Annotated in this window: 22 protein-coding genes and 2 pseudogenes; 13 read left to right on the forward strand and 11 right to left on the reverse strand. The window is 57.6% G+C overall.

The genetic code is table 11. The features are described 5' to 3' along the window. Positions 1-41: 41 nt before the first annotated feature. From istA to ACOERD_RS24265, 3 genes and pseudogenes are all read left to right on the forward strand, one after another. Entirely contained in the window at positions 42-1,550 is a 1,509-nt protein-coding gene (istA, locus tag ACOERD_RS24255) for an IS21 family transposase (RefSeq protein ID WP_419737605.1), read from the forward strand. Continuing rightward, a complete protein-coding gene (istB, locus tag ACOERD_RS24260; protein ID WP_419737606.1) occupies positions 1,537-2,268 on the forward strand; it encodes an IS21-like element helper ATPase IstB in 732 nt (243 codons plus the stop codon). The genes istA and istB overlap by 14 nt, the downstream gene beginning before the upstream one ends. Before the next feature lie 196 nt (positions 2,269-2,464). Then, positions 2,465-3,445: pseudogene (locus ACOERD_RS24265) on the forward strand (aldehyde dehydrogenase family protein); the annotation flags it as partial. Between the two features lie 565 nt (positions 3,446-4,010). On the opposite strand, the gene ACOERD_RS24270 reads toward ACOERD_RS24265, so the two are convergent. From ACOERD_RS24270 to ACOERD_RS24290, 5 genes are read right to left on the reverse strand one after another with little or no spacing between them, the layout of a single operon-like run. Beyond that, positions 4,011-6,161 (reverse strand): hypothetical protein, encoded by a 2,151-nt coding sequence (locus ACOERD_RS24270; protein WP_419740756.1) that lies wholly within the window; start codon positions 6,159-6,161, stop codon positions 4,011-4,013. Then, positions 6,158-7,027, reverse strand: a complete 870-nt coding sequence (gene motA / locus ACOERD_RS24275; protein WP_419740839.1) for a flagellar motor stator protein MotA — start codon at positions 7,025-7,027, stop codon at positions 6,158-6,160. The genes ACOERD_RS24270 and motA overlap by 4 nt, the downstream gene beginning before the upstream one ends. A gap of 45 nt (positions 7,028-7,072) precedes the next feature. Next, positions 7,073-7,657, reverse strand: a complete 585-nt coding sequence (locus tag ACOERD_RS24280) for a MotE family protein (RefSeq protein ID WP_419740757.1) — start codon at positions 7,655-7,657, stop codon at positions 7,073-7,075. Beyond that, entirely contained in the window at positions 7,654-8,166 is a 513-nt protein-coding gene (locus tag ACOERD_RS24285; protein ID WP_419740758.1) for a hypothetical protein, read from the reverse strand. Before ACOERD_RS24285 ends, ACOERD_RS24280 begins: the two co-directional genes overlap by 4 nt. A 9-nt stretch (positions 8,167-8,175) precedes the next feature. After that, positions 8,176-8,673, reverse strand: a complete 498-nt coding sequence (locus ACOERD_RS24290; RefSeq protein ID WP_419740759.1) for a flagellar basal body-associated FliL family protein — start codon at positions 8,671-8,673, stop codon at positions 8,176-8,178. 119 nt (positions 8,674-8,792) lie between these two features. Between ACOERD_RS24290 and ACOERD_RS24295 the strand changes: the two are divergent. Then, positions 8,793-9,416: pseudogene (locus tag ACOERD_RS24295) on the forward strand (flagellar M-ring protein FliF); the annotation flags it as partial. Here ACOERD_RS24295 and ACOERD_RS24300 read toward each other — a convergent pair. Then, the gene (locus tag ACOERD_RS24300) at positions 9,361-9,561 is read right to left on the reverse strand and encodes a hypothetical protein (protein ID WP_419740760.1); all 201 of its coding nucleotides are present in this window, start codon (positions 9,559-9,561) and stop codon (positions 9,361-9,363) included. The pseudogene ACOERD_RS24295 and the gene ACOERD_RS24300 overlap by 56 nt on opposite strands. On the opposite strand from ACOERD_RS24300, the gene ACOERD_RS24305 reads away from it, so the two are divergent. The 5 genes from ACOERD_RS24305 (at position 9,554) to fliP (ending at position 14,029) form a co-directional block, all read left to right on the forward strand. Next, entirely contained in the window at positions 9,554-11,296 is a 1,743-nt protein-coding gene (locus tag ACOERD_RS24305) for an IS1634 family transposase (protein WP_419737624.1), read from the forward strand. The genes ACOERD_RS24300 and ACOERD_RS24305 overlap by 8 nt on opposite strands. Positions 11,297-11,393: 97 nt before the next feature. Beyond that, positions 11,394-12,431, forward strand: coding sequence for a flagellar M-ring protein FliF C-terminal domain-containing protein (locus ACOERD_RS24310; protein WP_419740761.1), 1,038 nt, complete (start codon positions 11,394-11,396; stop codon positions 12,429-12,431). Further along, positions 12,431-13,027, forward strand: a complete 597-nt coding sequence (locus ACOERD_RS24315) for an ABC transporter ATP-binding protein (RefSeq protein ID WP_419740762.1) — start codon at positions 12,431-12,433, stop codon at positions 13,025-13,027. Before ACOERD_RS24310 ends, ACOERD_RS24315 begins: the two co-directional genes overlap by 1 nt. Further along, entirely contained in the window at positions 13,020-13,298 is a 279-nt protein-coding gene (locus tag ACOERD_RS24320) for a FliM/FliN family flagellar motor switch protein (protein WP_419740763.1), read from the forward strand. The genes ACOERD_RS24315 and ACOERD_RS24320 overlap by 8 nt, the downstream gene beginning before the upstream one ends. Continuing rightward, positions 13,298-14,029 carry a flagellar type III secretion system pore protein FliP gene (fliP, locus tag ACOERD_RS24325; RefSeq protein ID WP_419740764.1) on the forward strand — a complete coding sequence of 244 codons (732 nt, stop codon included), beginning with the start codon at positions 13,298-13,300 and terminating at the stop codon, positions 14,027-14,029. Before ACOERD_RS24320 ends, fliP begins: the two co-directional genes overlap by 1 nt. Positions 14,030-14,212: 183 nt before the next feature. Here the strand turns inward: fliP and ACOERD_RS24330 are convergent, their stop codons facing one another. Next, positions 14,213-14,821, reverse strand: coding sequence for an ABC transporter substrate-binding protein (locus ACOERD_RS24330; protein WP_170379430.1), 609 nt, complete (start codon positions 14,819-14,821; stop codon positions 14,213-14,215). After that, the gene (locus ACOERD_RS24335; protein WP_170473255.1) at positions 14,811-15,581 is read right to left on the reverse strand and encodes a VacJ family lipoprotein; all 771 of its coding nucleotides are present in this window, start codon (positions 15,579-15,581) and stop codon (positions 14,811-14,813) included. The genes ACOERD_RS24330 and ACOERD_RS24335 overlap by 11 nt, the downstream gene beginning before the upstream one ends. Before the next feature lie 333 nt (positions 15,582-15,914). Between ACOERD_RS24335 and ACOERD_RS24340 the strand changes: the two genes are divergently transcribed. The 4 genes from ACOERD_RS24340 to ACOERD_RS24355 are packed head-to-tail and all read left to right on the forward strand — an operon-like array spanning position 15,915 to position 18,657. Beyond that, on the forward strand, positions 15,915-16,370 hold the full coding sequence (locus tag ACOERD_RS24340; RefSeq protein ID WP_170459597.1) for a RidA family protein: 456 nt from the start codon (positions 15,915-15,917) through the stop codon (positions 16,368-16,370). After that, positions 16,367-17,134, forward strand: a complete 768-nt coding sequence (locus ACOERD_RS24345) for a glycerophosphodiester phosphodiesterase family protein (protein ID WP_419740765.1) — start codon at positions 16,367-16,369, stop codon at positions 17,132-17,134. Before ACOERD_RS24340 ends, ACOERD_RS24345 begins: the two co-directional genes overlap by 4 nt. Positions 17,135-17,179: 45 nt before the next feature. Beyond that, a complete protein-coding gene (locus tag ACOERD_RS24350) occupies positions 17,180-18,367 on the forward strand; it encodes a GNAT family N-acetyltransferase (RefSeq protein WP_419740766.1) in 1,188 nt (395 codons plus the stop codon). Beyond that, the gene (locus ACOERD_RS24355; RefSeq protein ID WP_170379422.1) at positions 18,364-18,657 is read left to right on the forward strand and encodes a 4a-hydroxytetrahydrobiopterin dehydratase; all 294 of its coding nucleotides are present in this window, start codon (positions 18,364-18,366) and stop codon (positions 18,655-18,657) included. The genes ACOERD_RS24350 and ACOERD_RS24355 overlap by 4 nt, the downstream gene beginning before the upstream one ends. On the opposite strand, the gene ACOERD_RS24360 is transcribed toward ACOERD_RS24355, so the two are convergent. From ACOERD_RS24360 to ACOERD_RS24370, 3 genes are all read right to left on the reverse strand, one after another. Further along, complete coding sequence (locus tag ACOERD_RS24360) at positions 18,654-18,965, reverse strand: hypothetical protein (RefSeq protein ID WP_419740767.1); 312 nt, start codon at positions 18,963-18,965, stop codon at positions 18,654-18,656. The genes ACOERD_RS24355 and ACOERD_RS24360 overlap by 4 nt on opposite strands. 14 nt (positions 18,966-18,979) lie before the next feature. Next, a complete protein-coding gene (locus ACOERD_RS24365) occupies positions 18,980-19,324 on the reverse strand; it encodes a hypothetical protein (RefSeq protein ID WP_419740768.1) in 345 nt (114 codons plus the stop codon). A 359-nt stretch (positions 19,325-19,683) separates the two neighbouring features. Then, complete coding sequence (locus ACOERD_RS24370; protein ID WP_170379412.1) at positions 19,684-20,169, reverse strand: peroxiredoxin; 486 nt, start codon at positions 20,167-20,169, stop codon at positions 19,684-19,686. Positions 20,170-20,195 lie beyond the last annotated feature (26 nt).

Raw genomic sequence — 20,195 nt, forward strand, 5'->3', positions numbered from 1 at the left:
GACATCCTTTTCATTGAGCAGTCGATGGAGAGGCAAGCGGGATGATTTGCGTGGAAACTATTAGAAAAGTGCGTCGCTTACACCTGATCGAAAAAAAGAGCATCAAGGAAATTTGCCGTTCGCTCAATTTGAGCCGTGCAACGGTTCGAAAGATAATCCGATCGGGAGTGACGGAGTTCAAATATGAGCGCAAATCGCAGCCATACCCGGTGCTCGGGCCTTGGCGCGCGCGTCTGGATGAAACGCTTGAGGAGAACGAGGCGCTTCCGAAGAAACACCGCAAGCGGATGACCAAAATCTGGAAGGAACTCTCCGATGATGGTTTTGGCGGCGGGTATGACAGTGTTCGACGCTACACAAAGAATTGGCGCATTGCGCACGGCCGACAACAGGCGCAGGCGTTCATCCCGCTGATCTTTGATCCTGGGGAGGCGTACCAGTTCGACTGGAGTGTGGAGACGGTTTTGATGGACGGTGCACTCACGACCGTGAAGGTTGCCCATTTCAAACTTTGCCATAGCCGCATGCCATTCTCCATTGCCTATCCGCGCGAGACGCAGGAGATGGTCTTTGATGCCCACGACGAGGCCTTCAAATTCTTTGGTGGAGGCTGCATCAACGGGATCTACGATAACATGACGACCGCCGTCGATGCGATCCTGTCGGGCAAGGAAAGAAAGTTCAACAAGGCATTCTCCCGGATGTGTTCTCATCATCTGGTGAACCCGATCGCCTGTACGCGCGCGGCCGGTTGGGAGAAGGGTCAGGTTGAGAATCTGGTCAAGGAGAGCCGCGCCTATAGTTTTACACCGCGTCTGGAGGTGGCCGACTTCGATGAATTGAATGCCCGGCTGCAAAAAGACGCGATCAAACGCGCAAAAGAACTGCGGCATCCGGAAAACCTGGAGGTGACGGTCTGGGAGGAGTTCCAGCAGGAAAAGCCGCTGCTGACGCATCTGCAGAAGCCCTTCGTCGGGTTCCGTGAAAAGACGGTCGCCGTGAGCCGAACCTGCCTGATCAACTTCGAAAGAAACAAATACAGCGTTGAGGCAAGAGCTGTTGGACGTCAGGTCCAGTTGCAGGTCTACGCCACGCGGATTGTCCTGCGCCAAGACGGTGAGATTGTCGGAGAGCACGAACGGTGCTTCGGCCGAGGAAAAACGATCTTCAACCCTTGGCACTATGTGCCCGTCCTCAAGCGCAAGCCTGGCGCTCTGCGCAATGGAGCACCGTTCCGTGACTGGGACCTACCACCGGCAATGACGCAGATCTGGACCCATCTGCGGGGCACATCCGACGGAGACCGGCAACTTGCCGATATTCTTTTCGCTGCTTACCAGCACGACATTGATGTGGTCGAGGCTGCCTGCGAAGAAGCTCTAAAATCTGGCCTGCGCAAGGCCGATGCGATCCTGAACATTGTCTCTCGGCGCACCAATCCCCCGCCGCCAAAGGCGATTGAGCCGCCTGCCCACCTGCAGCTGAAAATGGCACCGATCGCGGATTGCGCTCGCTATGACAGGCTTGGAGGCTCCCATGCAACTGCGTAAGGAAATTCTCGAACTTGCCCGTCAACTGAAGTTGCCAGGCATCGTCAACTGCTTTGACGAAGTGATGCAGGCCGCAGCCAAAAACAACTGGCGGCCCCAACAGGTCGTGGCCGAACTCCTCACGGCCGAACTGGCCGAAAAGACTGCGCGCTCGATCCGGTATCAGATGGGTGCCGCAAAGTTCCCGGTCTGCAAGTCCTTACCTGAGTTCGACTTCACGGTCAGCCCCGTCAACGAGGAAGTCGTGCGCAATCTTCATGACGGCGATTTTATGGACCAGGCCAGGAATGGCGTGCTGGTCGGTGGAACCGGATCGGGCAAAACGCATCTCGCAACAGCGATCGGGGGCCACGCGGTCAATAACCGCCGGCGGGTCAGGTTCTTCAGCGCTGTGGATCTCGCGAACAAGCTGGAGGCTGAACATCGCGAAGGCAACGCCGGGCGGCTCAGCGAGCAGCTGATCCGCGTCGACCTCGTGATTATAGACGAACTCGGTTATCTGCCGTTCGCAGAGTCTGGTGGACGATTACTCTTCCATCTCATCAGCAAACTGTACGAGCGAACGTCTATTCTGCTAACAACCAACCTCGCATTTGCTGAATGGCCGAGTGTGTTCACAGATGCCAAAATGACCACTGCTCTCCTGGATCGACTGACACACCATTGCGATATCATCGAAACCGGGAACGAAAGCTGGCGAATTAACCACCGCGACTAACCTCGAAATCGGGGAATAAATTCAAAACAGACAGCAGGTCAAACCTTCAGTCGAGCTACGCTCTCTTTTCGGTTTGACCTGCTGTCCACCCCCTCCTGAATCAACCTAAACACGACCCCCTCAACGCCCCTCTTAGCTCCAAGGGGGGTCAAATTTGGACGCCGATGGGGGGTCATTATTCAATGCCGATTGACACGCCTGCTGGAAGGGTGCGCCGGCGTTGGCCTGCGGTAATACGATGGTGTTCAAGCCGTCCGAGACGACTCCGCTCTCCGCACTAAAGGTGGCCGAGATTCTCATCGAAGCAGGCGCACCCAAAGGCATTTACAACGTGATTCAGGGCTATGGCGATGTGGGTGCATCGCTGGTGACCGATGCGCGCGTTGCCAAAGTGTCTTTGACCGGCTCGGTGCCGACCGGCCGCAAGGTCTATGCCGCGGCCGCCGATGGCATGAAGCACGTGACCATGGAGTTGGGCGGCAAATCCCCCATGATCGTGTTCGACGACGCCGATATCGAAAACGCGGTCTCAGGCGCAATTCTGGGCAATTTCTATTCCTCAGGTCAGGTCTGTTCGAACGGAACTCGTGTGTTCGTCCAAAAAGGTATCAAAGAGGCGTTTCTGACCCGCTTGGCCGAACGTATGGCAACCGCCAAGATCGGCGATCCGCTGGATGAAGAGGTCAATTTTGGCCCCATGATCAGCGAAAATCAGATGAACATCGCGCTGGGCTATGTGGAAAAGGGCAAGGCCGAAGGCGCGCGTCTGGTTTATGGTGGCGCGCGCATCGAGGGCGAAGGATTCTACATGCAACCCACCGTATTCGCGGACGTGACCGACGACATGACCATCGCCCGCGAAGAGATCTTTGGCCCGGTCATGTCCGTTCTGGATTTCGACACCGAAGACGAAGTTCTGTCCCGCGCCAATGACACTGAATTCGGCCTCGCGGCTGGAGTGTTCACAAACGACCTGACTCGAGCCCATCGCATCGTCGCCGGTTTCGAGGCCGGGACTTGCTACATCAATACCTACAACCTCGCCCCGTTTGAGGCACCGTTCGGCGGCTCCAAGATGTCGGGTGTCGGTCGCGAGAACTCGAAGCTCGCAATCAACCATTTCAGCGAGATGAAAACCGTCTACGTCTCGATGAACGACGTCGAGGCACCTTACTGATCAACCGCTTCCTTGGCGCTCTGCTCTTCTCAATACACGAGTGGCAGAGCGCCGTTCTATCGCGATCTGGAATCTTGGTTTCTCCGAGTATCGCCATGGGGTGCAATCGCGCTTTTCGTGGGTTTCGCAGACCTCCGATGTTCATTCTTTTTCAAAACGACTAAGCGCGCCTGAGACCCATTTCCCAAATCGCACGTGATGTAGGCTCAGGGTTCCAACCCAGTAGATGCCGGTCACGGCGAGAGCAACGGCTTAGAGATAAACAAGTTTAGACATCGGCCTTTACCTCATTTTCCAAGCCGTGAACCATGCACAGGCTCGGAAAGCAAAATGTCTTGTGCCGAGGCGCTTTTGGGAAAATCTTGTTATCGGAACCTCTCAGCAAGTCGCCAACTTCCTTGGTCGGCGGTGAAAAGTTGGTCATGTTTCTTTGTGGCAAACGGTCGAAAGAACGCGCGAAGTCCTGTCAGAATTTTCATCAAGGTATTTACCCAGCTTTGCACTAAGGGGAACTAAGCCATTAGAGTAGAATTAAATTATCGGAATCTGCGCTAGACCTTTGGTATCATTGGTTGGGATCTGCTCCCTCATCGGGCGCGCGTTCTGGGTCGGAGAGTAAACCGAAAAGGTCGGCAATATGCGCTCGGGTCTCTTCGCTGTTGGCCAGTAGACTGTTGGCATCGGCCAGAGGCGTCTCAAGAAGACGACGAGGCGCCAAGGCAAGCTTGCCCGAGATCTCAGCCAGGTTCGCAAAACGCCCTTCAGGTTCAATATTTTCGGGCAATCCTGCCAACCAGAAATACCTGTTCGCATCCTCAGTTTCGCCGAGGTCTCGGTACAAGTCAGCCGTCGCAGTTAGATCACCGATCGCCGCCAGCGCCTGAGCGCGCAGGGTATCGGCGGCCGCTGAGGCATCATCGGATAGTTCCAGCATCGCTTTGTGCGGTTTTTCGTCCAACAGTGCGGCGCGCGCGCGCAATCGTGCGCGTTGGGATCGGTCTGTCGTGTCATGCGTGCGATTGGCAAAGGCAGAACTTTGAGCCGCAAAGCCCAAAGCGCCCAACCGATCTGACACTGCAATAGCGGCTTGCGTGGTCAAAGCCGTCGAGTCGCTCTCGGACATGGACAGCACTTGTTTCAGAAAGGTTACATCGTTTGATCGTTCTTGCAGCAGATGTATGTGGCGGTTTAGGACATCCGCCCGATCAACACCCTCGGGCAGGCCTTGGATCAGATCGTAGGCTGCATCGAACTCATTGTTCAAACTCAACGCCACAATATGTGCGTGCTGCATCATTGGTCCGGTTTCAGATCCACGAAACTCCAACGCGTAGGCAGCGGAAAGGGCAACGTCCTGCGGGGATACGGCGCCCCGCTCTGCCCAGCGTTTCTCTATCAAGCGCGCCAAGGCCAGAGGGGCATCTGTTGCAGTTTCCGGCGTAGAAATGACCTCTTCCAAGATGGCATCGGCCACCTCAGAGTCGCCTTCGGCCTGAGCGATCTGAGCCTTGGCTACACCGGGTTGCTCCTCCGTTTCAACGCGATCAACGGAACGCATCACCCGCCGCGCCGCCTCCAACCTATCGGCTTCGACCAGAATCGATGACAGTCTTGAGCCCAAACTGCGACGCAAGTGTTGGGGGAGGCTAGAGAAAGACTGCTCAATTGCGTCCAGATCGGCATCCGGGCTCAGCGTTTGATCGCTGAGTGCTGACCAGAAAGACGCATCGCTACTGCAGCGTTGAAGACCCCGAAACGGACTATCTTCTGCGGGCTCACGGTGATCCACAAGCCCGGCTATGGCTTGCACCCAGTTTTTCTCTTCGGAATGGTCTTCAACCAGAGCAAGCGTGGAGACAGCTTCCGCTCCGAACCCGAAATAAGCGTAGAGTTTCGCCAGGTTGAAGGCCTGGTTGGTGTCCACGCGGTCAAACTCTTGATACAAGCCAGAGCGCAGATCGGCGATCTGTTGGTCGAACGGGCGCGCGTCGGACCATGTGTCGAATCCCAGCCGAGCGCTGCTGATGCAAGCGGGACGTTTTTCAATTTGAGGGATATCGGGGCCAAGAAGACCTTCCAACTCGTCTACAATCGTTGAGACATTCATATTCGCTGCAAAATTCGGCAACATGTCCATGTCGCTCGGCGAAGTTGAAGTGCGGGGTCCAATGGCGGCCAGGTCCAGGTCAAGGACCTCTCGGTCCGCACCTTGCAGTAGCCTAGCTGAGAGTTGATCTCTGAAGCCCTGTTGGTTCAGCGTCAAAAGCGGTAACGCCAAGGGTTCAGGTGGATCTTCTGCCTCCAACGGCGGCAGGGTCGGTGGCAGAGGGATGTTGGCCGTCAAAGGCGGAAGCAAAGTGGCCTGCGAAATATCCACGACGATCATTGACTGTTGAAACAGAAAAGCTGTGGCCACGCAGTCGCAGCCAAATTCCAAGTCAAGTGCTGCACCTGGTTCCGATTGTGATAGGGCTGACAAGCGATTTGATGTCAGTCGCCCGAACACGCCTTCTGTTTGAAACAGGACGTCGTCGATTGAAACGGTCAGCCTCGCCCCGTTTTTTCGGCGTGCAAGAACCCATCCGGTGCCCGGCGGAACCTTTACGACGAGGCGGGTATGGCTGTCATGTTCTCCTGACCGGACAACCAGCGTTTCAGCAGTGGCCGAGGTTGCCACTGCGATCAGGATCGATGTGAAGAGAGCTATGCCTTTCATGCCGCCGCCTGTTTGAGTTCCTTGAGAGCATCCTCAAGTTCCGAGAAACTAGGCCGGTTGTGGGTTGGTGTGTTCTGGCGGCCGACTTCGATGCACATGGCGGCATTGTGGTTGTGCAGGTTGGCGACCAAAACCTCTTTGATCAGCTGGTAGAAGTGATTGTCTTCTTCCACGACGGTTTTCAGCTTGCCCGCAAAGGGCCCCACCAGACCATAGGCCAGAAACACCCCTAGAAATGTCCCGACCAGAGCTCCCCCGATCAGCTTGCCCAGAACCTCGGGTGGCTGGTCAATTGATCCCATCGTTTTGATCACGCCCAGAACGGCAGCGACAATCCCGAGGGCGGGCAAGCCGTCGGCGACGGTTTGCAGCGCATGCCTGGAATGCATGGCGTGATGAAAATTGGCCTCCATGCGCTTTTCCAGAACTTCTTCGACCTGATGGGGGTCATCATAGTTCAGTGCAGCCGAGCGCATCGTGTCACAGATCAGATCCACAGCTTCTTTGTCGGACTGGATTTTCGGGTAGGCAGAAAACAGACTCGAGTTTTCGGGGTCTTCAATGTGCTGTTCAACCTCGACCGGGTTTGCGCGTGCGATCCGTATCAAAGAGAATAGAAGGCACAGAAGGTCCCGGTAGTCTTCGGGTTTCCATTTCGCCCCCTTGAAGACCTTACCCATGTCTTTGATCGTATGTTTGATCCCACCCATATCGTTGCTGATCAGAAAGGCGCCGACAGCGGCACCGCCGATCATCATCATCTCAAACGGTAGGGATTTCATGATAATCGTCATCTTGCCGCCCGCAGCCAGATAGCCGCCGAACACCATTACAAAGATGACAACAATTCCAACAATTCCAATTATTTGCGATCTCCGACAAGTGTCCAAATAGCCTTGATAAGCATGCGATTATTCCTGTGGCGCATTGGCATTTCGACCCGCCATGACGACACTGATCGTATAGGCGGCTTCGGGGCTGAGGCCGGCCAGAACGCCCGCTGCGGCATCGGCGGGCATGCGTGACAGGAAACCGGCCGCAAAGCTGGGATCCATCGTCTCAAACAGGGCGGCGGCATCTTTGGGTTTCATGTTTTGGTAGACGTCCGTCAGCCGGGTCAGATCCGTTTCAGCGGCCTTGTTCGCCAGCGCCAGTGTTTCCCGCAGGTCTTCCTCGGCTTGCTGTAGTGCAGCCAAGCGCGTTTCGATGGCCGCGCGGGCAATCTCAACCGCCTTTTCCTGTTCTTCCAATGCTTCTTCCCGCTGTTTCAGGCGTTTTTCACGGCGCAGAAGTTCGGTCAGAAGCACCTGCAGATCCGGAGCGAGTTTTGACATTGGCGGCTTTTCAGCCTTTGTTGGCTCAACTGTCTTGGCCAAAGCGGGCCCGGCTTCCAGCCCAAGGCGAATCGCGGCGGATCCGATCATCAGCAGAGCAATCACCGCCAACACGCCGCCGCGGGGTCGCGCCCTGCCTTTCTGCGTGCCAGAGCGTTTCATTCCGCGGCCTCCACACCCTGCCGTTTGTGCCGGAAGAACATCAAACCTTCAGGTGCTTTTGTTGGCTGCTCGGGCGAGTTGTCCTCGGAGGGCGTGTTGTCTTCATCCGATTCCTGAGCGTCAGAGGTCTCTTCCGCCTCTGACCCTTCCTCAGTCTCTTCATTGGGCTCTGACTGTACGTCCGACACGTCCAGCATGGGCGGTTCAGGCGCTGCCTTTTCCTCCGGAATGACGTCATGCATTGACGCCATCATCAGCTCGAGCCGCTGCGCAACCGATTGCGCGCGTTCCGTCAGCTCTTTCAGCTCATTCCCGGATTCGTCCGAGGCTGCCCGCGCGCTGTCCAGCGATTTTTTCAACTCTTCCGCCTGGGTGGACAGCACTGCTACGGCCCCACCCACGCCTTGCTCCAGATCCGTAAACCGTTTCAGGCGGCGTGACAGAACAAAGCAATACAGACCGGCGCCCAGCGCGCCCGCGACCAGCAAAATATCTGCAATAAGCTCCAATTTCGCCTCCTAATTCAGAACAAATTCCATCACCAGAACGTCGCGCACACGACCCTCTCCGACGACGATTTCAATGCGCCGCAGCAGATGCCCCCGGATGCGCACCAGCGCCAAGGAGTCCTCAAGATCCGAAACCTCCAGCGCGCGAAGGTACCCGTTCAGCACATCCATGATTCGCGGCTGCATTTTTTCCACATCACTGATGTAGGCCGAGTTAACTTCGAGCTGCGCGTGAAATTTCAGATGCCGTGACTCACCCGCATTCACCGACAGAATCACGGGCGGAAGATCGACGAATCCCACATCTGGCAGGGCCTTGGCCGGTTTGTCTTTTTCAGCATCCATCGATTCCGCCTTTTCGGGTTTATCCCCAAAGGGCAACAGCCCGGACGTGGTCGCGTAATAGCCGCCGCCCGCCCCGACGAGCGCCAGAATCACCCCGATGATCAGACCCGTTTTCCCTGATTTCTTAGGGGCTTCTGCCTCTTCTGCTGTAGCGTCAGTCATGACGTCCTCACTCATTCGATCTGAAGCTGTCATAACCCCGCAGGGACTAACCGATTGTTAAGGGCAATCGTTCAAACAAGGGATGCGCCGGGCAGAATGTCGGCGAGTCGGAGGTGAGCGTGCAGCAGATCGGAACTGTCTGGGCAAGTTTGGACAGGCGAAAGCAAATCATAGTCGTCGGCGCGGTTGCGCTGGTGTTTCTGGGGGTTCTCGGGATGTCCCGTCTTGTGACGGCACCCTCTATGACCCTTCTTTATGCAGGGCTGGAAAGCGGGGCCGCGGGCGATATCGTGCGTGCGCTCGATCAGCGCGGCGTCACGTATGAGATCAGAGGCGGCTCGATCTACGTGCCCGGTTCGCAGCGGGATGAGCTGCGCATGACCCTGGCCAGCGAAGGCCTGCCTGCCAATGGCAATCGCGGCTACGAGCTGCTCGATTCGCTGAGCGGGTTTGGCACCACGTCGCAGATGTTCGATGCCGCCTATTGGCGCGCAAAAGAAGGTGAGCTGGCGCGCACTATCGTCGGAGGTCCTCATGTCAGTCAGGCGCGGGTGCATATCGCGAATGGCTCGGCCAATCCGTTTCAGCGCAGCGTTGCGCCCACGGCCTCGGTCTATCTGGTTCCATCGGGCGCGCAGATGACGGGCGATCAGGCCAAGGCGATTCGCTTTCTGGTCGCCTCGGCGGTCAGCGGGCTTGCGCCGGAAAACGTGACGGTTGTGGATTCGAACGGCGCCGTGATTCCTGACTTCCGACCTTTTTGTTGATCTGACTGGGTTTTTGGTTTGTTTTCAGGTGTGGTTGCTCAGAGGCGCGTTGTAGTGCCCCATTATTATAAAAAGTATTGACATGGGCCTTCAGATGGCTAACCTCTTCGCCCATGTTCATCCGCACCAAACATGACGCAAAGCTCAACCGCACACGGATCCAGATCGTTGAATCCGTCCGCACCGGCTCCAAGGTACGCCAGAAGATCCTGCGCCATGTGGGTGTGGCCCATAACGACAGCGAGATTGAGGATATCAAGCGTCTGGCGGGCCGCTTGATGGAGCAATTACGCATTGATCGCTCGCCGCAAATGGAACTGTTCACGCCCACGGAATATGCCGATCTGCAGGCGCTGGTGCGCCGCGCTCCGCGGCCGGACAAGCTTGGCGTTGATCTTGCCGAGTGCCGTGAGGAGGCGCGGGTCTCTCTGGGTCTGCGGGATGTCATGGGGACGATGTATGACCAACTGGGTTGGGGGGCCCTTCTGGGGGCGGCGCGTAAAAGTGCCAATCGCATTGTGAAAGAGCTGGTTATGGCGCGGATCGCACAGCCCGAGAGCAAGCGCGCGACCGTGGAGGCGTTGGAGAACCAGGCAGGCATCACGCTCAATCTGGACGTGGTCTATCGGAGCATGGATTACATCAATACGCCGGTGATAGACGGGATTTGCAAAACCTCTCACGCGGCGGCAGAGAAGTTGCTGGGCGGGCCAGTGACCGTGCTGTTCTACGATTGCACGACCCTGGCCTTTGACACCGAGCGCGAGGACCCGGCCGAGGATGCGGACGGGGTCGAGCAGGATCATCTTCTGGCCAAGGGCTTCAGCAAGGATGGCAAGCATCACCGCGCTCAGGTCATGCTGGCGCTGATCGTCACCTCCGATGGGCTGCCTGTGGGCTATGAACTCTTCCCGGGAAACACCTGGGAAGGTCATACGCTGGAAGCTGCGCTGAAGGCGTTGGAGGGACGCTTCGACGTGGCCAGGGTCACGTTCGTGGCCGATGCCGCCATGCTCAGCAAGGACAACCAGCAGATGTTGCAGAACAAGGGTCTGCCCTACATCCTCGGCTATCGCATGAAGTCCGCCCCGGCCGCCGTGAAGGCGAACATTTTGAGCCCGGAGGGACGCCAGCCTTGGGCTGGACACGGTTCTGAAGAGGCAACCGAGAAGGGCTGGTACAAGGTGATCGACCAGGAGGGAGCGCGGGTCATTGTGACCTGGTCACCCACCCGGGCACGCAATGATGCCCACAAGCGCGACAAGGCAATCGAAAAGCTGCACAAGAAGCTCAAGCGCTCTCGCAAACCCGGCAGCTTCAGCAGCCGGGGATATGGCCGCTTCCTGGCCTTCCCCGACAGCGGGGACGTCACGCTGGATGATGCAAAGATCAAGGCAGCGGCACAATGGGACGGGCTGCATGCCATTGTTGTTCATGGTGCGGACGAACTGGAGGCACAGGACGTCATTGCCCGCTATCACCAGTTGTGGGAGATCGAAGCCTGCTTCCGCACCAACAAGCACGATCTGAAAATCCGGCCCATCTATCACTGGTCGCCGCGTCGGGTCCGGGCCCATATCGCCATCTGCTACATGGCCTTCTGCTGCCTGCAGCACCTGCGCAAGCATCTGGACCTGCTCGGACACCCGATGAGCCCGGCTCGTATCCGCAACGAGTTGAACGCATTGCAGCTCTCGATCCTGCGCCACAAAGGCACCCCTGACCGCTACGGCATGCCAAGCCATGCCACGGTCGATGCCAGACGCATCCTCACCTGCGTCGGCCTGACCTGGAACGAAGCCCCTTTCAAGATACCCCCCGGGCGCACCCGAAAAACTGGCCAGACCAAAGCCTGAGCTCCCTCAACACTCCGAAACAATCGCTGGCGAAAAAAGTCCGTGTAGTGCCTTTTGGCAACCAAGGCATAATAATATCAATGACTTATACGAAAAAATGTCGGAAGTCAGGAGCGGGCTTGCGCCGGAAAACGTGACGGTTGTGGATTCGAACGGCGCCGTGATTGGTGGGCAGGACACGGCAGTTGCGGCTGATGCCGCGGATGACAAATCCCGTCAGTTGCGCGAACGCGTGTTGCGCCTTGTCGAGGCGCGCGTGGGTACTGGCAACGCGGTGGTTGAGGTCAGTGTGGACACGGTAACCAAAACCGAATCCATCCGCGAACGCCGCTTTGATCCCAAAGGACGGGTCGCGATCAGCACGGATGTCGAGGAACGGTCGGACAGTGCGCGCAATCAGTCCGGCGATGTGACGGTCGCCTCCAACTTGCCGGATGGGGACGGAGCGGGCGGGGACGAATCGAACTCGAACGCGACGCAAACCCGCGAGCGCGTGAACTATGAGGTCTCAGAAACGGAGCTTGAGGTTCACAACGCACCCGGAGCCATCAAGCGCCTGACAGTCGCGGTGTTGGTCAATGGCCTCCGATCGGTAGATGAAAACGGGGCGGAAAGCTTTGAGCCCCTGCCTCAGACCGAGCTTGACTCGCTTGAGGAGCTGGTGGCCTCAGCCGTTGGCTTCGATGCAGCTCGGGGCGATGTGATCACGTTGAAATCGCTTGATCTGCCGGTGGTAGAGCCGCAGGGAACGCTGGTTTCATCCTCAATGTGGCAGAATATTCATCTGGACGCGATGTCTCTGATCCAGATGGCTGTGCTTGCCGCGGTTTCGTTGGTTCTGGCCTTGTTCGTCATTCGCCCGATCCTGATGAAACCGGCTGCCGCCCCCGCCTTATTGCCTGCAGGTGGTGGTGAAACTGAAGATACCCAGGTTTTGGTCGGTGAGATCGCGCCAGATGAGTCGGCCGAATTCACGGCTCTGCCAGGACAGGCGCAATCGGCTGGCGTTCCGGCGCTTGGGTCGGACAGCAACGTAGACCCTGTGGATCGGTTGCGGGCGATGATCGGTGACAAGCAGGAAGAAACGGTCGAGATTCTGCGCAGTTGGCTTGAAGAAGGCGAGGAGCGGGTCTGATGTCGATTGCGCACCTTCTTGAGGATTTCACAGGGCAGGTCGAAGGCGGCAAGCTGCATCTTCTGGACGAAGACGCGCTGGAGGAACAGCGCCTGGCTGCCTTCGAACAAGGTTACGGGGCCGGATGGGAAGACGCCGTTCAAGCGCAGGAGCAGAACCGGGGACAGGTCTCGGCGGAACTGGCCAAGGCGTTGGAAGATATGTCCTTTACCTATCACGAAGCGCTGACACGTATGACCCTGTCGCTGGAGCCGATGTTCCAAGGCCTGGTGAACTTGGTGCTGCCGGATTTTATCGACCGGGGCTTTGCTCACCGCCTGTCGGAACAGCTGCAAGACATGGCACGAACCCAGATCGACCAACCCATCCAGATACTTGTGCCCGAAGGGCGCGCAGCCGAGGTCGAAGATTTGCTGCCATCGGATATGCCACAGCCCCCGCGCGTGATTGAGGATTCCTCGCTGCAACCCGGACAAGCGCGGCTGCAGGTCGGTATCTCGCGGTGCGAGGTGGATTGCATGGATCTGCTGTCCTCGGTGCAGCAGGCATTTGACTCCTACATGTTTGAGGCGAAAGAGGCTTTGACCCATGACTGATACCCAATCCCCAAAAACCAACCCTTTTGATGCTGTCCCGATCGAAGTCACAGTGTCCGTCGGCCGCGCCCGCCCGTTGATCCGGGACCTACTGAATATGGGTGAAAACGCGGTGCTGACGTTGGACAAACGGATCGAAGACCCCGTGGACCTCTATGTCGGCGACCAACTGGTTGCCCGTGGCCTTCTGGAAGAGATGGATGGCGATCAGGCCGGTCAACTGGCCGTGCGTCTGACCGAAATCGCGGATTTGCAGAACGGGATCGGCTGATGCGCCTGTGGCTCTGGCTGATTGTGGCGGTGGTGGCTACGCTGCCCTCGCTGGCTGCGGCTCAAGACGTGACTCTGTCGCTTGGGGAAGGAGGGTCCATCTCGGCCCGGACGATCCAGTTGATTTTGCTGATCACCGTTCTCAGCCTTGCGCCCGGGCTGGCGATCATGATCACCTGTTTTCCGTTTCTGATCACGGTTCTCGCGATCCTGCGACAGGGCATCGGGTTGCAGCAGTCGCCGCCAAACATGCTGATCGTCAGCCTTGCGCTGTTCCTGACCTATTTCATCATGGAGCCGGTTTTTACCGAAGCCTGGACCATTGGTATCGAGCCTTTGATCAACGAAACGCTTGAGGTTGAAACGGCCCTGGAACGCGCCCTGAATCCGTTCCGAGAGTTCATGGCAGCGCGACTGGATGTGGAGACGTTTCAATCCATGGTCGCTCTGCGCCCGGGAGGCGAGGGTATGGTCCTGTCTCCGGATGCCCCGCTTTCGGTTCTGATGCCGTCCTTCATGCTGTCGGAAATCGCCCGGGCGTTTCAGATCGGGTTCCTGATTTTCCTGCCTTTTCTGATCATTGACCTAGTTGTGGCTGCCGTTTTGATGTCGATGGGCATGATGATGGTGCCACCTGCAATCGTCTCGCTGCCGTTCAAGCTGGCGTTTTTCGTGATCGCAGATGGATGGGCTTTGATCGCCAGCGCGTTGGTCCGAAGTTACATGCCTTAGAGTGTCCGCGGGCTGGGCGTGGAGTGGGTAAAAGCTTAGTTTTAGTGAGAACTTTGGAAAACGGCGCGTCAACTTCGGCGTGTGCGAGGTCCTAAAGTAAAATGACCTTCTCGCGGTTGTAGAAACGAAGACGCCTCCGACGCACAGAGTGCGGAGGCGTCTTCATCACACAAAAAGGCGGTGCTACCCGGTTCTGTTGAGGTCTTTGATCAGTTGGTTCAAGTTGCCTTTACGCGCATCCAGCATCGCCCCGATTTCGGTTCGCTCGGTCAGCAGCAAATTCACACCCTCAATGAACATGTTGTAGAACTTGTCGCGACCGGATTTGTCAGAAACCAGGAAGGTTACGTCAAAGGGCGACGATCCCCGCAGCTTGACCGAGGTGCGCACTTCATAACCGGCTTTGATTCTACGCGCATTTCGCACATCCACCTGGCCGCCAATGAATTCGCGGAACCGGCGTCCGTATTTGCGCGAGATATAGCCTTGGAACGCCTTGGTGAATTGTCTCAACTGCGCCGGAGAGGCAGAACGGGCGTCCGCCCCAAGCGCATAGCGCGCCATGATCGGAACGTCAGCGTATTGCACGAAAATCTTTTCGAAATCGCGCAGCATGGCTTTTTCCGACTTGCCCGAGGCGATCACGCGGTTGATATCCGCGACAACACTGTTGACCAGCTGTTTGGCGCCCGCCTCGGTCAGGGCCAGAGCGGGCAAGGGCAGGGCAACAATAGCTGCTCCGGCCACAGAGGTTTTCAGGAAATGTCTTCGGTTTAAAGCGTTACTCAGCATAAGGGTCCTCGTAGGGGTCGAGAAGGGGATCACTAACAGGGTCGGTTCCGGCGTCGGCATATGGATCGTTGTAGAGATCCAGGAAGGCGTCCTCGTCGTCGCGTGCCAATTCGAAGCGGCGGTTTTGCAGGTAGATCAGTCGGGCCTGCGCATAGCTGTCGGCACTTTCGTAGAGAATCGAGTCCACTGTATCAGAAAAACGACCCCTATCCCCCATCCGACGTACGACTTCGGCATAAACCCCCAGATTGTCCGCAGGGCGTACCGGCGTGAAGTTGATCGGGTTCGAGAACAGGTTGATAACGACACCTACAGCGTCACGGGTGGTCGATGGGCCATAGAACGGCAGTTCAACATAGGCGCCTTCCCCAACACCCCAGACGTGCAAGGTTTCGCCGAAATCCGTATCGACGGGGGGCAGGTTCAGCTCATCTGCCGGAGCCGACAAGCCAAAGCCACCCACAGTCATGTTGATCACGAACCGCAACAAGGCGTTGCCCATTTGCTTGGGGTTTCCCTGCAGCAGGTAATCCACCGCCTGACCGGGCAGAGAGATGTTTTCCGCAAAGGTACTGAAGCTGGTCACCATCGGATCAGGGACGATCTTCACATAGCCCTTCGAGGCCGGGCGAAACAGAAACCTGTCGACGCCAAGGTTGAACTTGTGAATGCCCCTGTTGGCGTTCTCATAGGGGTCGAAAATCTCACCTCGGGCAGCCTGTTCCGGGGGTTGCGTCGCACAGGCCGACAACACAGCCATAAGTGACAGAACAACAAGATGTTTGAAGCCAAATTTGCTCAACACGGTCTTAGCTACTCCAATACGGCCCGGCACGACGCTTGGGCGATCAATCAATACCTGCGTGTCCAACCGACACAAGTTGTTGTCACATAGAGGTTTCAGAGCTTGAATGAAACACATAGCGTTAAACCCGGTAAATCAACGAAGGTAAAGTGACACGACTTCAACAGTTCCAAATAGGACAGGATATGCCCACTGAACGCGACGGTCAGAAAAATCGGTTTCCGGCTTTCCCAGCGGCATCATCCCGGTTAGCGTCCGCCCGAGTCGATTTAGGGTGAGGACAATCACATGAGCATCTCGGAAAAACTGCAAAGCCTGGGCGTATCGCTGCCAGACGCACCGGCCCCGGCCGCAAACTATGTGCCTTTCGTGCGCGTGGGCAACATTGTCTATGTCTCGGGTCAGATTTCCAAAGCCGACGACCTGATCACCGGCAAATTGGGCGATGACATGGACGTCGACGCGGGTGCGGCGGCGGCAAAGGTCTGTGCGATCAACTTGCTGGCTCAGGTCAAAGCGGCCTGTGACGGGGATATCGAGAAACTGGTGCGGGTGATCAAGCTGACCGGTTTTGTGAACTCGACTGCTGATTTCACCGCGCAGCCGCAGGTGATCAACGGTGCTTCTGATTTCCTGGTTGAGGCGCTGGGCGAGGCGGGTCGTCATTCCCGCTCGGCGGTTAGTGCTGCATCACTGCCGCTGGGTGTTGCTGTCGAAATCGAAGGTATTTTCGAAGTCCAATGACACCTGCTCTGCCGCCCGCGTTTCTTGAGGCCCCGATCTCGCACCGGGCGCTGCATGACAAAACAGAAAACCGCCCGGAAAATAGCCGGGCGGCCATTCGTGCCGCGATCGATGCCGGTTACGGGATCGAGATTGACCTGCAGCGGACCTCGGACAACCGTGCGATGGTGTTTCATGACTACGACATGGCGCGTCTGACCGGGCAGTCTGGACCGATCCAGCAGGTCTCGGCCGCGCGCGCGCAGGCCACGCAGCTGCTGCATGCCGGGGATGGCATTCCCACCCTCGACGATGTGCTTGAGATGGTCGCAGGCAAAGTCCCGTTGTTGATCGAACTCAAGGATCAGGATGGAGCCATGGGCACCAATGTCGGCCCGCTTGAGGCGGACGCTGTGCGGGCGCTAGAAGGCTACGACGGTCCAGTGGCGTTGATGTCATTCAACCCCAACAGCATGGCCGAGCTTGCCCGCCTGGCCCCGCATCTGCCGCGCGGGATCGTGACTTGTTCCTATAAGCCGAGTGTCGAGCTGCTGCCGCAATCGGTGTGCGATCACCTGCGCGACATTCCCGATTTCGACCGGGTTGGGGCCAGTTTCATCAGCCATGAGGTTCATGATCTGGACCGCCCGCGCGTGGCCGAGCTGAAAGCGCGCGGTGTGCCGATCCTGTGTTGGACGGTAAAGTCGCCTGAACAAGAGGCAGAGGCCCGCGCCGTTGCCGACAATGTGACCTTTGAGGGGTATCTGGCCAAGCATCCGGGTTGAACCTGTCGCACCTCGTCACAGATAAAGACCAGACGCGGAGGGCACATGGATCAGGCGCAGATCGAAATTCAGGTACTCGGATCACTCTCGCAAATCTCTGCGGCCGAGTGGGATGCCTGCGCTTGCCCCGAAACAGCAGATGGCGGGCATCCGCTGGATCCCTTTACCACGCACCGGTTTTTGCTGGCCCTGGAAAATAGCGGCTCGGTTGGGCGGGGCACCGGGTGGCAGCCTCAATATCTGACGGCCTATCTGGATGGGATGTTGATCGCGGCGGCGCCGATGTATGCCAAATCGCACAGTCAGGGTGAGTATATCTTCGACCACAGCTGGGCCCATGCGTACGAAAACGCGGGCGGGCGGTACTATCCCAAACTACAGATTGCGGCCCCTTTCACGCCCGCCACCGGGCGGCGCTTTCTGGTGCGCCCGGGATATGAAGGGATTGGGATGTCTGCGCTGGTGCAGGGCGCTGTGCAACTGGCGGCAGACAATCAGGTCTCGTCGCTTCACGCGACCTTCTGCACCGAAGACGAGGCGCTGGCGGGTGAGCAGATGGGCCTTATGCTGCGAAGCTCGCAGCAGTTTCATTGGCTGAATGACGACTACGCGGATTTCGACGGTTTTCTAGCCGCGCTGTCCTCGCGCAAGCGCAAGAATATTCGCAAGGAGCGTGCTCAAGCCAACGCATTCGGAGGTGAGATCCGCACCCTGACCGGTGATGACCTGCGGCCCGAGCATTGGGATGCCTTCTGGCGGTTCTATCAGGACACCGGCGCGCGCAAGTGGGGATCACCTTATCTGACGCGCCAGTTCTTTGATATCGCGCAGCAGACGATGGCCGGTGATATGGCCTTGATGCTGGCAGAACGCGATGGGTATCCCATTGCGGGGGCGCTGAATTTCATCGGGCGTGAGACGCTCTATGGTCGCTATTGGGGCTGTGTGGAACATCATGCCTGCCTGCATTTCGAGCTGTGTTACTATAGGGCCATCGACTTTGCCATCGCGCTTGGCATGCAAAGAGTCGAAGCCGGAGCGCAAGGCGAACACAAGCTCGCACGTGGCTACCTGCCAACACGCACGCATAGCCTTCATTGGATTGCCGATCAGGGATTCGCCGATGCCGTCAAAAAATATCTAGACGCTGAAGGCCGCGCGGTGGGAGAAGAGATTGAGATTCTGACGGATTACGGTCCGTTCAGAAAATCGAACCCGGAGGAACAGCAATGACCGAGCTTTTGTCGACCGAGACCCGTGGCCCCCTTCTTGATCCGCTGTTCAACAATGGCTGGACCATGGTTGAGGGCCGGGATGCGATCACCAAGACTTTCATCTTTGACAATTTCGTCGCGGCTTTTGGATGGATGACCCAAGTGGCGATCTGGGCCGAAAAATGGAACCACCACCCCGAATGGTCCAACGTCTACCGCACGGTCGAAGTGGTGCTCTCCACCCATGACGTCGGCGGGTTGTCTTCGTTGGATGCGAAACTGGCGCGCAAGATGGACGGACTGGTCTAGTCGCGATCCTGTCCGGACCCGATGCCGCCAGCCAAGGATGCCGTGATCGCCATCTGGCGGAACTCATCCGGCGTGACCGTGCCACTACTGACGTCGATATTGCCCGGAATGCGGGTCGTTTTGTTGCCGATAGACCGGACACTGCGCGCCGCTGGGTTGATGTCCAGACACCGCCTCTCATAGCAGGTCAGCCCGCTGGTGTTGATCTGGATGCGGGCCTGCCCGTCTGGGCCGGTCACAACCGGGGCCTGCGGTACGTCACAAGCCGCCAATGCGGCCAGCGCGCCGATCCAGATCCATCTGTTCATCTCACCCTCCGGGGTTAGTCCAACCGACCGTTTCCATCCTTGTCCGCAGAGTCGAAATCGTTGCTCATCTGCGCATCGTATTCCGCCCTTGAGATAAGGCTGTCGCCGTTCCGGTCAACGTCCTGAAATTGCTTTATGTCCAGGAAGGGTTTGGCCTCGGACAGGCCGAGCGTGCCGTTCTTGTCTTCGTCCATCGCCTGAAAGGCGTAGTCTGAAAAGGCATTGAACTCTTCCTTGGACAGGAAGCCATCATTGTTCGAGTCGATGGCTGTCAGCTCTTTTTCATTCAACTCTGCCACGTCGTCCGCAGCTGCGGCATTGGCCATCACAAGCGCGGCGATACAGAATATTCTTTTCATAGCCGTCCCCCTCAACATGCGAATCTTGCGCCACTGATACTTCCGGTAGCCGCACCTGCACCCGTCAGAATGGACTTGCCTGAACCGCCTCCGAACTGATTGCCGATTGCACCTCCGATCAACGCGCCGCCTAGGGTACCGCTCAGGCAGGCGATTTCATGTTGCCGTGCCGCTTGTTGCTGTGGTGTCGGGGCCGGGCCGCAAGCTGCAAGAAGACCTGCGCCGCCCAGAATGAGTGAAATGGCTTTGAGATACATAAACATACTCCCCAGCTATGTGCCTCTGATAATCGCACACTGGGGAGTTGTATCAAGTCAAGTTGGGTTCGGACGGCCCGATTTAGCCGGGGCCGAACAGCGTCAGATTACTTCGAGCAAGCCTTCACCGGCTGAAATCTCGCAAGCGCCGGGGCTTTCTTCCAGGTTTAGCGCAGTGACCTTGCCGTCTTCGACCAGCATCGCGTAACGCTGCGAACGCGCCAGCAGCCCGGCTGGTGGGGCGTCAAAATCCATGCCGATGGCCTTTGTGAACTCAGACGCGGCGTCGCCCAGCAGGGTCAGGCCGGCCTCGGTTGCGCCGGTCGCTTCGCCCCAGGCTTTCATCACGAAGGGGTCGTTGACGGAAATGCAGATGATCTCATCCACGCCCTTGGCTTCGAACTGATCTTTGGTGCGCATGAAGCTGGGCACATGGGCCGAATGACAGGTTGGCGTGAACGCGCCGGGAACGGCAAAGATCACCACTTTGCGGCCCGCGGTTTTGTCGGAAATCCGAACCTCTTCGGGGCCTTCCGCACCCATTTGGGTCAGCGTGGCGTCGGGCAGCATCTCACCTGTTGTAATCATTTATCAGCTCCTGTCGTTTGGATTTG

The organism is Ruegeria sp., from assembly GCF_965199275.1.
Taxonomy (GTDB): domain Bacteria; phylum Pseudomonadota; class Alphaproteobacteria; order Rhodobacterales; family Rhodobacteraceae; genus Ruegeria.

Coding starts and splice junctions, on each gene's coding strand:
- fliP (WP_419740764.1), top strand. CDS start 13,298: ATGCGCCTGTGGCTCTGGCTGATTGTGGCGGTGGTGGCTACGCTGCCC.
- ACOERD_RS24335 (WP_170473255.1), bottom strand. CDS start 15,581: ATGGCTGTGTTGTCGGCCTGTGCGACGCAACCCCCGGAACAGGCTGCC.
- istB (WP_419737606.1), top strand. CDS start 1,537: ATGCAACTGCGTAAGGAAATTCTCGAACTTGCCCGTCAACTGAAGTTG.
- ACOERD_RS24310 (WP_419740761.1), top strand. CDS start 11,394: ATGTCGGAAGTCAGGAGCGGGCTTGCGCCGGAAAACGTGACGGTTGTG.
- ACOERD_RS24315 (WP_419740762.1), top strand. CDS start 12,431: ATGTCGATTGCGCACCTTCTTGAGGATTTCACAGGGCAGGTCGAAGGC.
- ACOERD_RS24355 (WP_170379422.1), top strand. CDS start 18,364: ATGACCGAGCTTTTGTCGACCGAGACCCGTGGCCCCCTTCTTGATCCG.
- ACOERD_RS24360 (WP_419740767.1), bottom strand. CDS start 18,965: ATGAACAGATGGATCTGGATCGGCGCGCTGGCCGCATTGGCGGCTTGT.
- ACOERD_RS24280 (WP_419740757.1), bottom strand. CDS start 7,657: ATGAAACGCTCTGGCACGCAGAAAGGCAGGGCGCGACCCCGCGGCGGC.
- ACOERD_RS24365 (WP_419740768.1), bottom strand. CDS start 19,324: ATGAAAAGAATATTCTGTATCGCCGCGCTTGTGATGGCCAATGCCGCA.
- istA (WP_419737605.1), top strand. CDS start 42: ATGATTTGCGTGGAAACTATTAGAAAAGTGCGTCGCTTACACCTGATC.
- ACOERD_RS24350 (WP_419740766.1), top strand. CDS start 17,180: ATGGATCAGGCGCAGATCGAAATTCAGGTACTCGGATCACTCTCGCAA.
- ACOERD_RS24340 (WP_170459597.1), top strand. CDS start 15,915: ATGAGCATCTCGGAAAAACTGCAAAGCCTGGGCGTATCGCTGCCAGAC.
- ACOERD_RS24345 (WP_419740765.1), top strand. CDS start 16,367: ATGACACCTGCTCTGCCGCCCGCGTTTCTTGAGGCCCCGATCTCGCAC.
- ACOERD_RS24305 (WP_419737624.1), top strand. CDS start 9,554: ATGTTCATCCGCACCAAACATGACGCAAAGCTCAACCGCACACGGATC.
- ACOERD_RS24270 (WP_419740756.1), bottom strand. CDS start 6,161: ATGAAAGGCATAGCTCTCTTCACATCGATCCTGATCGCAGTGGCAACC.
- ACOERD_RS24320 (WP_419740763.1), top strand. CDS start 13,020: ATGACTGATACCCAATCCCCAAAAACCAACCCTTTTGATGCTGTCCCG.
- ACOERD_RS24330 (WP_170379430.1), bottom strand. CDS start 14,821: ATGCTGAGTAACGCTTTAAACCGAAGACATTTCCTGAAAACCTCTGTG.
- ACOERD_RS24370 (WP_170379412.1), bottom strand. CDS start 20,169: ATGATTACAACAGGTGAGATGCTGCCCGACGCCACGCTGACCCAAATG.
- ACOERD_RS24290 (WP_419740759.1), bottom strand. CDS start 8,673: ATGACTGACGCTACAGCAGAAGAGGCAGAAGCCCCTAAGAAATCAGGG.
- ACOERD_RS24300 (WP_419740760.1), bottom strand. CDS start 9,561: ATGAACATGGGCGAAGAGGTTAGCCATCTGAAGGCCCATGTCAATACT.